This window comes from Methylobacterium sp. Leaf99 (assembly GCF_001422375.1).
In the GTDB taxonomy this organism is placed as follows: Bacteria; Pseudomonadota; Alphaproteobacteria; order Rhizobiales; family Beijerinckiaceae; genus Methylobacterium.
Map to the genome: position 1 here is coordinate 171,683 of NZ_LMMU01000008.1, position 12,236 is coordinate 183,918.

Below are 12,236 nucleotides of genomic sequence, written 5' to 3' on the forward strand. Positions count from 1 at the left end.
AAGGATATGCTTCCGATTCATGGCGTGAGCGCAGAAATCTCTCGCGAAACGGTCGAGGCTATCCTTCGCGCGTCTTGTTTGGCTGCCGGAAGCCCACCGGCATTTCAGAGTAAGCTCTTCTCGATCCCCGCGTGGCGTCGGGAAGCCCCAGGCCGAGGCGCGTTACAGTCGGGGCCGGACGATTCTGCGGTTCTCCGCGATGCTGACTCATCCGCGAGGTCGTGATCCCGGCGGCCTTCCCGCACGTCTTCGTCGGGGTGTTCGTGGGCCTCGGCGGCTCCTTCGCCGTCCTCGTGGCGGCCGAGATGCGCCGCGCAAAATCTGGCCTCGGCTGGTCCCTTCAACGGGCACAGGGCTGGGCCGCCTACGCCAACCGGTACGGGCGCTCATCATGGCGCTCAGGTGCTCGGGGCTGATCACCGCTTCGGGTCGCCTGCGCCGGGAGGTACCGGAGATCCTGGGCCATACGGCCTGACCCCGCACACCGGACCGGCGCGGGCCGGGCCCGCTGCCGGTCCCGGGCTCGATCTGCTATCCACCTGGTATCGGCCGCCGCCCCTCTCCCCAATGGACGGGCGGCGTCGCCACGTCCCGTCGCCAAGGCCCGCCATGCCCCTCTCCCACAGGCCCCTCTCCCCCATGCACCGTTCCATCAAGACCGCTCTGGCCCTTGCGGCCTTCCTCCTCGGCAGCGTGCCGAGCGCCGAGGCGGCCGAGAAGATCCTCCGCATCGGCTACCAGCGTTCCTCGACCCTCGTCGCCCTCCTGCGCCAGGATGCCGGCCTGGAGAATGCCCTCAAGCCCTCGGGCGTGACCGTGTCCTGGCACGAGTTCACCAGTGGCCTTCCCATCATGGAGGCGCTCAACGCCGGCCAGATCGACGTCTCGGCGGATGTCGCCGACACGGTCCCGATCTTCGCCCAGGCGGCGGGGGCCAAGATCAGCTACATCGCCCAGGAGGCGCCCTCGCCGGAAGCCCAGGCGATCCTGGTGCCGGGCGATTCACCCCTGAAATCGGTGGCCGACCTGAAGGGCAAGCGGGTCGCCGTGACCAAGGGCGCGGGCAGCCACTACCTGCTGCTGGCGGCCCTCGCCGAGGGCGGCCTGTCGTTCAAGGCCATCACCCCCGCCTACCTCACGCCCGCGGATGGCCGTGCGGCGCTGGCGAGCGGCGGCGTCGAGGCCTGGGTGGCGTGGGACCCGTTCCTGTCGGCGGCCCGCCAGCAATCGGGCGCGCGGGTCCTGCGCGACGGCGCCGGGCTTTCCTTCTACACGCGCTACTACCTCGCCTCCGACGCGTATGTGGCCCAGCAGCCGGACGTGCTGGCCGTGCTGTTCGCCAAGCTCGCCGAGACGGGCACCTGGGTGAAGGCCGAGCCGGAGGCCGCCGCCGCCCGCCTGGCCCCCCTCTGGAAAATCGAGGCGGAGGTGATCGTGCGGGCGAACGCGCGCCGCAGCTACCGGGTCGAGGCGGTCACGCGGGAGGGCCTGGGCGAGCAGCAGAAGATCGCCGACGCGTTCCGGGCCGGAGGCCTGCTGCCGCGCGCCGTCGATACTTCGGCCCTCGGCCTCTGGCAGCCGCCGAACCGGTAGGGCACATGGCGCCCCGGGTGGTGAGGCGGTCGTCCTTTGGATGGTCCGGTCTCCGGTCGGACCGGGCCGGCTACTTCGCCGAGGCGGTGTCGCGGACGAATTGAAGGCAGCGGAGGCGGTCCTCCGGGTCCCGGATGCGGATGAAGGCTTCGATCAGGTCGGCGCATTGCTGGCTCACGACGAGTTCGCTCGGCCGCGAACCGTCGCGGGCAGATTCGACCGCGCCCGAGGGGGCAGGCTGCCCGCACAATTGCGTGGCGGTAATCCCGAGTTGCTCTGCGATCTCGTCGAGGAGCTGCCGCCTGCGCTGGAGCCGGTCATGGGCGCCCTGCCGATCCGCATCGGGGTCTGCCGGTGAGGATCGTTCATCCTCGCGTGTCAACTTGCGACCCATCGCAGGCCTCCGCAGTGGATCGACAGCCGCTCGTACCAGGGAAACATCAGTTCCAATCACCGTACGATCTCATGCAGACATGTACAATGTATTATGCCAGTCGGGCACATGACCCGGACGGCAGTGAGCGCTGTTCGGTGACTTCTTAATCCGATAGCTATCAAATGACGTTCATTCGGATGGGTTTAGGGGGCCAAATGGGGCAACGCGTGTCACCGGCAGCGGCGGCTGCTCAGGTCCTGTTGCAGGACGCCATCGATGCTTCCGATGTAATTGGCCGATGGGAGTATGACGTGCCCAATGACCGGGTCTACGCGGATACGCTCGCGGCCCTGGTGTTCAACCTCGACCCCATGGTGGCGGAGATGGGCGCCCCCTTGAGCGCGTTCCTGGAGGGCATTCATCCCGAGGATCGCGAGCGGGCCGCCCGTACCATCGCCCAAAGTGCGGAGGACGGCCTCTCTTGCGTTCTGGAGTACCGGGTGTGTTCCGCCGACGGCGTGATCCGCTGGATCCTGGATCGCGGCCGCATCGATCACGATCGCGCGGGACGTCCGACCCGCGGCAACGGCATTCTCATCGACATCACCCAGATGAAGCGCGATGAAGCCGCCTGCATTCACACAGCGACCTCGGTTTCAAACACCCCGTTGGAACGCGCGGCCGAGCACTGCCTCGCCGTCCGCCAAGCCATCTACGAGCTCCCGCCATCGGTGCTCCATCAGATGAGCGACATGCTCCTCCTGGAGATCGGACGGAGGCTCTCGGGGATCGCCGCCCTCGAACGTCCGGGCGTCACGAACTGATCCCGGTCCGGTGAGAGTTCACCGGACCGGATTGGCCTCGAGGGGCCGTGCACCGCCTCCGCTTCGAAGCGGGGGCCGTCAACGGGGGGGCACGTCGGGGAGGTTCTCCTTACGCCGCCCGCACGGTGGCGAGGAACCCGTCGACTTCCCCGCGCAGGGCCGAGGCCTGGCGGGCGAGGTCGCTGGCGGCGGTGAGGACCTGATCCGAGCCCGCGCGGGCGGAGTCCGCAGCTGCGCTGACGTCGGCGATGTGGGTCGAGACCTGGCGGGTGCCCTCCGAGGTGTGGATTGTGGTACGGGCGATCTCCCGGGTGGCGGCGTCCTGCTGCTGGACCGCCGCGGCGATGTCCTGCGACAGGATGCTGAGGCGGTGGATCACCCCGGCGATGCCGCCGATGGTCTCCACCGAAGCCGCCGTGGAGGTGGTGATCTCGGCGACCTTGGCGGCGATCTCGTCGGTCGCCCGTGTGGTCTGGTTGGCGAGCTCCTTCACCTCCGCCGCGACCACGGCGAAGCCGCGGCCCGCCTCGCCGGCGCGGGCCGCCTCAATGGTGGCGTTGAGGGCGAGCAGGTTGGTCTGGCCGGCGATGCTGGAGATGAGGCCGACGATCTCGCCGATGCTGCCCGCCGCCGCCGCGAGGCGGCGCACGTCCTCGCTCATGCGGGCGGTGTCGCGCTCGGCCTGGGCCGCCACCGTGGCGGAGGTCTCGACCCGCGAACCGATCTCGCGCACGGAGGCGCTGAGTTCCTCCGTCGCCGCCGCCACCGTATCGGCGCTGAGCGCCGCGGTCTGCGAGGTGCTGGCCACGGCGCCGCTCAGGCGGGACGTGTCGCTGGCGGCCTGCGACAGGGCGTAGGCCGCGGCCTCGAGCTGGGTCGAGGCCGCCGACACCGCCTCGACGATGCCGCCGGCCCGGGCCTCGAACCCGTCCGCGAGGGCGAGCATCGCGTCGCGCCGCTCGGCCGCCGTGCTCGCGGTGAATCGCTCGGCTTCGGCCCGGATGCGCTGGCCCTCGGCCAGGCTGTCGCGGAACTCGGCCGCCGCCGCCGCGATGGCCCGGACCTCGCGGGGGCCCCCGACGGGGAGCGGGCCGGATGCCGCGCCGCGTCCGATGGCCGTGAGGGCGTCGGCGATCCGGCTCAGCGGCCGGGCGATGGCGGTGCCGAAGCCGAAGGCGACGAGGCAGGACAGGGCGAGGGTCGCGAGGCTGGCGCCGAGCCACAGGGTCGCGCCGCGTTCCGCGTCGGACCGCGCCGCGGCCGCGGCCGCGGCGAGGTCGCCGGTCAGGCGATCCTCGATGCCCTTCAGGGCGTCGATGCGCTGGGTCGCGGCGGTGAACCAGGCCGGCGCGTCGGTGAAGCCCAAAGGCTGGCCGGGGATCGTCGCCAGTACGAGGCCGCGCAGGCGCTCGACCTCGCGGGCCGCCGGGCTCGCCGCCGCGGCGTCGAGGAGCGCCGCCTGGGCCGGGTCGGCCGCGAGGCGGAACAGGGATTCGTAGGTCGCCTGGCCGGCGCCGAGGGCCAGCAGGCGGGAGAAGCCCGGCAGATCGACCTGGCCCGCACCGATGATGCCGGCCCCAGTGGCCCGCTCCTGGCCCGCGAGCTCCTTCAGGGACAGGAACGACGCGTAGGTCGCGACCCGGGTGCTCAGGGCGGCGTCGGCGGCCACCTGCGACATCTCCCGCACGAGGTCGAGGGCCCTGGCGATCATGTCCGAATAGGTGGCGAGGTTCTGGGCGGGCGTCGGCGCGAGGCCGTCCACGGCCCGGCGATGGGCGCCGAGGCCGTCGAGGGCGGCGGTGAGGGCCGCGCCGCGACCGGCGAGGCTGCCGCCGGCCGAGGCCGGCTCCATCGCCGCATAGGTCTCCATCAGGCGGGCCCGGCTCGCATCCGTGCGGGTGCGCTGGGCGTCGAGTTCCGTCCGGAACCGGGTGCCCTTCGAGGCGAGGAACAGGCTGGAGGCGCCGCGTTCGCGCTGGGCCTCGTGGACGAATCCGCCGACCTGGCCGGCGAGTCCGAGGAGGTTTTCCACCGCGACCATGTGGGCGCGCTCGGTCATCCGCCCGGAAATCGCCAGGCCCGCCACGACCGCGAAGGCGAGGCACGGTGCCAGGGCGACGAGGAGGATGCGACCGCGGAGGGATTGGAAGAAACTGGCGAGCATCGAGAAGAGCTTTCCTGGAACGTCAGGTTTCCTTAGTCATGGAGATCCGTAAACGTGGTCTTTCCCAGCGAATGCATGCCTGGTTTTTCCGCACCGATGATGATTTCATGGGCGGATCTGTTGCGTGATCGGGACGACCTCCACGACGACGCAGGATCGGATGGCGATCCGCGTGGTGGTATCTTCCCGGACGGTGTGGCGACCGCCGGTGCGACCGGGATATCTGTTCTCCCGTGCATCGCTGTCGTGCGGCGCCGGCTCGCTCTTCCGCGGCGCGTCGGCGGCGCGTCGGGACGGCTCGCCCGTCGGGACGGACCGGACCGCGGCGGAAAACCTCGGACCGCCGGAGGCACGACGGACCGGCGCGACGGCCCTCGCGCCGGGCGACGGCGTCGTCCCGCGCACCCATTGCGCCGGCGATTCGCCGGAACAGCACCCCACGCCCTTGTCTGGGGTGGTCCAAGGCCCAATGTCGGAAGATCACGAAAAAGGGTCTGACACGCACGCGATGACGGAAACCATGACGCCCGGCGAAGCCCGGCTCCAGGCGATGGCCGCCCCCGAAGGCGACATCGCGGCCGCGACCCACACCCTCGTGGTCGGGCCGTATCTCGGCCGGGTGGCCCAGCGCAGCGCCGGGGGCGTCCACAGCGCCGAGATCCTCCGGTCCAACGAGGCCCGCCTCGACGAGGCCTCGGGCCTCGCCGCCGCCATCGAGCTCGACGTGGTCGAGGCGATCTTCGCCCCGGTGCAGCGCATCCGGCCCTCGACCTATCTCGGCAAGGGCCGGGTCGAGGAACTCGCCGGCGTGATCAAGGCGCGCGAGATCGGCCTCGTGGTGATGGACTGCGCCCTCTCGCCGGTGCAGCAGCGCAACCTCGAGAAGGAGTTCGGCTGCAAGGTCATCGACCGCACCGGCCTCATCCTCGAGATCTTCGGTCGCCGCGCCTCGACCCGCGAGGGCACGCTCCAGGTCGAGCACGCGCACCTGGCCTACCAGCGCAGCCGTCTCGTGCGGTCCTGGACCCACCTCGAGCGCCAGCGCGGCGGCTTCGGCTTCCTCGGCGGCCCCGGCGAGACCCAGATCGAGGCCGACCGGCGCATGATCCAGGAGCGGATGACGAAGATCGAGCGCGAGCTCGACGGCGTCACCCGCACGCGCGGCCTGCACCGCCAGGGCCGGGCCCGGGTGCCGTACCCCATCGTGGCGCTGGTCGGCTACACCAACGCCGGCAAGTCGACGCTGTTCAACGCCCTGACCAAGGCCCAGGTGATGGCGCAGGACATGCTGTTCGCCACCCTCGACCCGACGGCGCGGGCGACCAAGCTGCCCCACGGCGAGACCGTGATCCTCTCGGACACCGTGGGCTTCATCTCCGAACTGCCGACCTCCCTCATCGCGGCCTTCCGGGCCACGTTGGAGGACGTCATCGAGGCCGACATCCTGCTCCACGTCCGCGACGTCTCGCACGGCGACAGCGAGGCCCAGGCCGAGGATGTCGGCGCCGTCCTGCGCGAACTCGGCATCGAGACCTCCGCCACCCGGATCATCGAGGTCTGGAACAAGGCCGACCTCCTCGACGCGGACGAGCGCACCCGCCTGCTCAACCTCAGCGCCCAGGGGCGCACGGACCGGGACAGCGACGCGCCGGTCCTCGTCTCGGCCCTCACCGGCGAGGGCCTTGCGGCGCTGACGAGCCGGATCGAGGCCCGCATCGCCCGCCAGCGCTCGACCTTCGCGGTGGTGCTGCCGCCCGAGGACGGGGCGTCCCTGCACTGGCTCTACGAGAACGGCGAGGTTTTGGACCGGCGCGAAGAAGAGGGCGGCACCATGCACCTCGCCTTCCGCATCGCCCCCGAGAAGGAGCCGCGCTTCCTCAACCGCTTCGCGGGCGCGCGCCGGCTGAACCGGGTCGGATAGGCGGACCGAGGAAGCGGGGGGGCAGGCCCCTCTCCGCAACGACGGGACACCGTCCGGTTCCCGGCACAACAAAAAGCCGTCCCTCCCGAAGGAGGAACGGCTTTTTGCGTTCCGAGGCCCGCGGACCCGGAGGTCCGCGGCAACCGGATCAGTCCCTGCGGACCACTCAGTACTTGCGGATGACCGGGGACACCGGAGCGGCCGCGACGGCGGTGGGCGAGTACAGCGGAACGATCAGGCGGAACCAGCCTTCGACCGTGTCGGCGCGGCGCACAGAGTTGACGACCGTGGTGGCGACGTAGGCCTGGGCGGTGACGGGTCCGAAGTCGTAGCCGATGAGACCACCGACCGAGAAGTTGCCGCGGTTGCCGGCGGCGAGGCTGGCAGCGCTGATGTCGAAGTTCATGGTGCCGTAGCCGATGGCGCCGATCTCGAACTTGCCGAACTTCTTGGTCGCGGTCAGGTCGAGGTTGAGCGAGTCGGAGATGATGAACGGACCGCGGGTGTTGCCGAAGCCCACCGTGTTGGTGCCACCGAACGAGGCCGGCGAATCGTAGATGTTCGCGGTCAGGTTGGCGGTCAGGTTGTAGCCGTCGCCGGTGTAGCTGGCGGCGACGCCCATGCGGTAGGTGTTGGAGGCGAGCTGGCCGAGCACGGGAGCACCGGCGAAGTTGCCGTTGTTGTTGACGAGGACGCCGCGGCCGGCATTGAGCTCGTTGAGGTAGACACCGCCGAGCAAGCTGACGCCGAAGTTGTTGCCGAGATCGAAGGCCCAGATGCCGCCGACGAAGGTGCCGACGTTGATGGACAGATCACGGGCGCCCTGCGGGCCACCGTTCTTGCCGAAGGCGAACACGGTCGGGGGAGCGACGAGGAGCTCGACGCGGCCGCCGAACGGCACGAACGGGGTCGACCAGACGAGCACGGGGACGTTGACGCCGACGTCGACCGAGCCGGGGCCGGTGTTCTCGTTGCTGCGGTAGACGAAGGTGTTGAGGGCGTAGATGCCCTCGGGCAGCGGGGCGCCGGTGGCGAGGCCGACCTGCTCACCGGGAACCGTGGTCGTCTGGGCGAAGGCGGCGGTGGCGGACATGCCGACCGAAAGCGCCACCGCTCCGGCGGCGAGCCAGTTCTTCATCATGTGTCTGTCCTTCCCAAGGATTTCAGGCGGGCGCCGCGTAGCCTTCCGCACCATTCTGCCGGTCCGCCGCTTTTCGAGCGGCGTGTTCCCGTTGGCTTGGAAGGCCCCCCTTGCGGCCCGAATTCGTGTCTCAACGAGGGGAACTATTCTACAGCTCGGCCCGGAAGGACAGCGCATTGCACTGAAACGGGGCAGTTCCAAACTGACCGTTGCGTAAAAGCCGCATTTCGGCCGCGGTGCAACACCGGGGTTTGTTAACCTTTGCGGCGCGGCACCGAACGCGCCGGATCACCGAACCGGAACGATATCGCTGACGGCGTAAGCGTTTGCCGCGACCGCAGGGTTCGGGAGAAAGCGGAAATCCGCCCTCGGCGATTGCGCAAACGTTAACCTTCTGCCCGCCGGCCCCCGGGTCGGTCCCGCGGCGCGGGACGGACGTCGGCCGCCGAGAGGCCTTGCGCACCCTGCGAATCATCGCCCGGCGCCGCCTGCCCCACCCCGAATCAGTCCGGGAAACGCGTCCTTCCGCGGCGAGCCGGCGGTCCGGTCGTCGCGACGGTGTCCTAGGTGTCTCTCACAAAACTCCCGCTGCCCGTTGGTCGCAGAGCGAGAACCGTCGGGGATCGGGAGTTTTGTGAGGCACTCTAACCGGCGGCCTTGCGGCCCTTCGGAACGACGACGGGCGCGGGCGGCCGGCGGGCGAGCACGTCGCGCAGGAAGCGGCCGGTATGGCTCTTCTTCGACAGGGCGATCTGCTCGGGCGTGCCCTCGGCCACCACCATACCGCCGCCGTCGCCGCCCTCCGGCCCCATGTCGATGACCCAGTCGGCGGTCTTGATGACCTCGAGGTTGTGCTCGATCACCACCACGGTGTTGCCCTGGTCGACGAGCTCGTGGAGCACCTCCATGAGCTTGGCGACGTCGTGGAAGTGCAGGCCCGTGGTCGGCTCGTCGAGGATGTAGAGGGTGCGGCCGGTGGCGCGCTTCGACAGCTCCTTCGACAGCTTCACCCGCTGGGCCTCGCCGCCCGAGAGCGTGGTGGCCTGCTGGCCGACCTTGACGTAGCCGAGGCCGACGCGGGCCAGGGTCTCCATCTTCTCCCGGATGGTCGGCACCGCCTTGAACAGGTCGGCGGCCTCCTCCACGGTCATGTCGAGGACGTCGGCGATGGAGCGGTCGCGGTACTTCACCTCCAGGGTCTCGCGGTCGTAGCGGCGGCCCTTGCACACGTCGCAGGTGACGTAGACGTCGGGCAGGAAGTGCATCTCGATCTTGATGACGCCGTCGCCCGAGCAGGCCTCGCAGCGCCCGCCCTTGACGTTGAACGAGAACCGCCCGGCCTGGTAGCCGCGGGCCTTGGCCTCGGGCAGGCCGGCGAACCAGTCGCGGATCGGCGTGAAGGCCCCGGTATAGGTGGCGGGATTCGAGCGCGGCGTGCGGCCGATGGGCGACTGGTCGATGTCGATGACCTTGTCGAGGTGTTCCAGGCCGTCGAGGCGCTCGAACGGGGCCGGGTGCTCCAGGGCGCCGTTGAGGGTCTTGGCCACAGACTTGTAGAGCGTGTCGATGATGAGGGTGGACTTGCCGCCGCCCGACACCCCCGAGACGCAGGTGAAGGTGCCGAGGGGAATCTCCACCGAGACGTTCTTGAGGTTGTTGCCGCGGGCGCCAACGAGGCTGAGCTTGCCCTTCTTCGGCTTGCGCCGAGCGGTGGGTACCCGCACGCTCATCTCGCCGGTGAGGTACTTGGCGGTGAGCGAGGCGGGGTTCTTCAGCACCTCCGCGGGCGTGCCCTGGGCGATGATCCGGCCGCCGTGGATGCCGGCGCCGGGGCCGACGTCGACGACGTAGTCGGCCTGCAGGATCGCGTCCTCGTCGTGCTCGACGACGATGACCGAGTTGCCGAGGTCGCGCAGGCGCTTGAGGGTGCCGAGCAGGCGCTCGTTGTCGCGCTGGTGCAGGCCGATGGAGGGCTCGTCGAGGACGTAGAGCACGCCGGTGAGTCCCGAGCCGATCTGCGAGGCCAGCCGGATGCGCTGGCTCTCGCCGCCGGACAGGGAGCCCGAGCCCCGCGCCAGGGTGAGGTAGTCCAGGCCGACATCGACCAGGAAGGTGAGCCGGTCGCGGATCTCCTTGAGGATGCGGAACGCGATCTCGTTCTGCTTGTCCGTGAGCTTCTCGGGCAGCTCCGAGAACCAGCGGTGGGCCTCGCGCACGGACAAACCCGTGATCTCGCCGACATCCTGCATGGCGATCTTCACGCAGAGCGCCTCGAGCTTGAGGCGCTTGCCGTCGCAGGTGGCGCACGGCGTGGCACTCATGAACCGCGCGATCTCCTCGCGCGACGTGTCGCTCTCGGTCTCCTTGTAGCGGCGCTCCAGGTTGGGGATCACGCCCTCGAACGGCTTGTTCACCTCGTAGGCGCGCAGGCCGTCGTTGTAGGCGAAGCGGATCGAATCCCGCTCCGAACCGTAGAGGATCACCTTGTGCGCCGAGGCCGGCAGGTCGCTCCAGGCGACGCCCGTCTTGAAGCCGTAATGCCTGGCGAGGGCGTCGAGGGTCTGGCCGTAATACGGCGAGGTCGATTTCGCCCAGGGGCCGACGGCGCCGCGCTTGAGGCTGAGCTTGGGGTCCGAGATCACGAGTTCGGGGTCGATGCGCATCTCGTGGCCGATGCCGCCGCAGGTCGGGCAGGCGCCGAACGGGTTGTTGAACGAGAACAGGCGCGGCTCGATCTCCGCGATGGTGAAGCCCGAGACCGGGCAGGCGAAGCGCGACGAGAACGTGATCTTTTCCCGCGCCGGCTCGCCCTCGGGGGTGTCGGCGAACTCGATGAGGGCGATGCCGTCGGCGAGCTCCAGGGCGGTCTCGAACGAATCGGCCAGCCGGGCGGCGATGTCGGCCCGCACGACGATGCGGTCCACCACCACGTCGATGTCGTGCTTCACCTTCTTGTCGAGGACCGGCACGTCGTCGATGGCGCAGTACTCGCCGTCGACGCGCAGGCGCTGAAACCCCTTCTTCTGGAACTCGGCGATCTCCTTGCGGTACTCACCCTTGCGGCCGCGCACCACGGGCGCGAGCAGGTAGAGCCGGCTCTTCTCCGGCAGGGCCAGGACCCGGTCGACCATCTGGCTCACGGTCTGGCTCTCGATGGGCAGGCCCGTCGCCGGCGAGTACGGGATGCCGACCCGCGCCCACAGTAGGCGCATGTAGTCGTAGATCTCCGTCACCGTGCCGACGGTGGAGCGCGGATTCTTCGAGGTGGTCTTCTGCTCGATGGAGATGGCCGGCGAGAGCCCGTCGATCTGATCGACGTCGGGCTTCGACATCATCTCGAGGAACTGGCGGGCATAGGCCGAGAGCGATTCGACGTAGCGGCGCTGGCCTTCCGCGTAGATGGTGTCGAAGGCCAGCGACGACTTGCCCGAGCCCGAGAGGCCGGTGAACACCACGAGGCGGTCGCGCGGGATCGTCAGGTCGACGTTCTTGAGGTTGTGCTCGCGGGCGCCGCGCACGGAGATGACCCGCGCGTCCCGGGCCCCGTCGAACAGCTTCTCGATATCAGCCTCGATCTTGTCCGACTGCGCTTGCTTCTCGACACGCGCTTGCCGGGCGGAGGCTTTGGCTTTGGCCATGGGGTCTCTTCGAAGTCGGGTCGCCGCGGGCGTCATGCGTCCGAGGGGGAACGGTACCCAAGGAACGGCACCCAAGGAACGGTACGCCCGGAACAGAACGCATGTCGGGCGCCGGGGCCCCGTGGGCAAGGTGCGGCGCTCGGTCTCCCGAAGGGATGTGCAGTTTTGCGGCGACCCGGACCGGCCCCCGGAGGGGGCCGTGCGTCCCGGTTCAGGCGATGGCCTTCTCCGGCGCGGTCTCGTCCGGCTCGAACAGCTGTACGGGATGGCCCGGCATGATGGTCGAGATGGCGTGCTTGTAAACGAGCTGCGAATGGCCGTCCCGACGCAGGAGCACGCAGAAATTATCGAACCAGGTGACGACGCCCTGAAGCTTGACGCCGTTGACGAGGAAGATGGTGAGCGGGATCTTGTTCTTGCGAACGTGGTTCAGGAACGTGTCCTGCAGATTCTGAGCGCGTTCGCCCGCCATTGTTCTTATCCTTGCTCAAACTGCCGCCCGCCGCACATGACGGGTTCTCATCAGTTGGGTGCGCGTTGTACGGGACCGCGCGATTTGACATCGGCGTGTCCCGGAAT

8 protein-coding genes and 1 pseudogene are annotated in these 12,236 nt (G+C 69.4%); 4 read left to right on the forward strand and 5 right to left on the reverse strand.

Annotated elements, in window-relative coordinates; translation table 11 throughout:
* Nucleotides 1-206: 206 nt before the first annotated feature.
* Together ASF28_RS21940 and ASF28_RS15820 are read left to right on the forward strand one after the other, a co-directional pair.
* Nucleotides 207-475, forward strand: a pseudogene (locus ASF28_RS21940) (ABC transporter permease); the annotation flags it as partial.
* A gap of 164 nt (nucleotides 476-639) precedes the next feature.
* Complete coding sequence (locus ASF28_RS15820; protein ID WP_056094626.1) at nucleotides 640-1,593, forward strand: aliphatic sulfonate ABC transporter substrate-binding protein; 954 nt, start codon at nucleotides 640-642, stop codon at nucleotides 1,591-1,593.
* 70 nt (nucleotides 1,594-1,663) lie between these two features.
* Here the strand turns inward: ASF28_RS15820 and ASF28_RS15825 are convergent, their stop codons facing one another.
* A complete protein-coding gene (locus tag ASF28_RS15825) occupies nucleotides 1,664-1,987 on the reverse strand; it encodes a hypothetical protein (RefSeq protein ID WP_056094628.1) in 324 nt (107 codons plus the stop codon).
* A 164-nt stretch (nucleotides 1,988-2,151) separates the two neighbouring features.
* Between ASF28_RS15825 and ASF28_RS15830 the strand changes: the two genes are divergently transcribed.
* Nucleotides 2,152-2,793, forward strand: coding sequence for a PAS domain-containing protein (locus tag ASF28_RS15830; protein ID WP_082476604.1), 642 nt, complete (start codon nucleotides 2,152-2,154; stop codon nucleotides 2,791-2,793).
* Nucleotides 2,794-2,902: 109 nt separating this feature from the next.
* Here the strand turns inward: ASF28_RS15830 and ASF28_RS15835 are convergent, their stop codons facing one another.
* Complete coding sequence (locus ASF28_RS15835) at nucleotides 2,903-4,957, reverse strand: methyl-accepting chemotaxis protein (protein WP_056094634.1); 2,055 nt, start codon at nucleotides 4,955-4,957, stop codon at nucleotides 2,903-2,905.
* A gap of 508 nt (nucleotides 4,958-5,465) precedes the next feature.
* On the opposite strand from ASF28_RS15835, the gene hflX reads away from it, so the two are divergent.
* Complete coding sequence (gene hflX, locus ASF28_RS15840; protein ID WP_056094637.1) at nucleotides 5,466-6,878, forward strand: GTPase HflX; 1,413 nt, start codon at nucleotides 5,466-5,468, stop codon at nucleotides 6,876-6,878.
* A gap of 166 nt (nucleotides 6,879-7,044) precedes the next feature.
* Here hflX and ASF28_RS15845 read toward each other — a convergent pair whose 3' ends face one another.
* From ASF28_RS15845 to hfq, 3 genes are all read right to left on the reverse strand, one after another.
* A complete protein-coding gene (locus ASF28_RS15845) occupies nucleotides 7,045-8,019 on the reverse strand; it encodes a transporter (protein WP_056094639.1) in 975 nt (324 codons plus the stop codon).
* A 644-nt stretch (nucleotides 8,020-8,663) separates the two neighbouring features.
* Nucleotides 8,664-11,657, reverse strand: a complete 2,994-nt coding sequence (uvrA, locus tag ASF28_RS15850) for an excinuclease ABC subunit UvrA (RefSeq protein ID WP_056094642.1) — start codon at nucleotides 11,655-11,657, stop codon at nucleotides 8,664-8,666.
* Nucleotides 11,658-11,868: 211 nt separating this feature from the next.
* Entirely contained in the window at nucleotides 11,869-12,129 is a 261-nt protein-coding gene (gene hfq / locus ASF28_RS15855; protein WP_056094645.1) for an RNA chaperone Hfq, read from the reverse strand.
* Between the last annotated feature and the right edge of the window lie 107 nt (nucleotides 12,130-12,236).

Bases quoted from the DNA above. Each gene is read 5' to 3' on its own strand.
- ASF28_RS15820 (WP_056094626.1), top strand. From the start codon at position 640: ATGCACCGTTCCATCAAGACCGCTCTGGCCCTTGCGGCCTTCCTCCTC.
- ASF28_RS15825 (WP_056094628.1), bottom strand. From the start codon at position 1,987: ATGGGTCGCAAGTTGACACGCGAGGATGAACGATCCTCACCGGCAGAC.
- ASF28_RS15830 (WP_082476604.1), top strand. From the start codon at position 2,152: ATGACGTTCATTCGGATGGGTTTAGGGGGCCAAATGGGGCAACGCGTG.
- ASF28_RS15835 (WP_056094634.1), bottom strand. From the start codon at position 4,957: ATGCTCGCCAGTTTCTTCCAATCCCTCCGCGGTCGCATCCTCCTCGTC.
- hflX (WP_056094637.1), top strand. From the start codon at position 5,466: ATGACGGAAACCATGACGCCCGGCGAAGCCCGGCTCCAGGCGATGGCC.
- ASF28_RS15845 (WP_056094639.1), bottom strand. From the start codon at position 8,019: ATGATGAAGAACTGGCTCGCCGCCGGAGCGGTGGCGCTTTCGGTCGGC.
- uvrA (WP_056094642.1), bottom strand. From the start codon at position 11,657: ATGGCCAAAGCCAAAGCCTCCGCCCGGCAAGCGCGTGTCGAGAAGCAA.
- hfq (WP_056094645.1), bottom strand. From the start codon at position 12,129: ATGGCGGGCGAACGCGCTCAGAATCTGCAGGACACGTTCCTGAACCAC.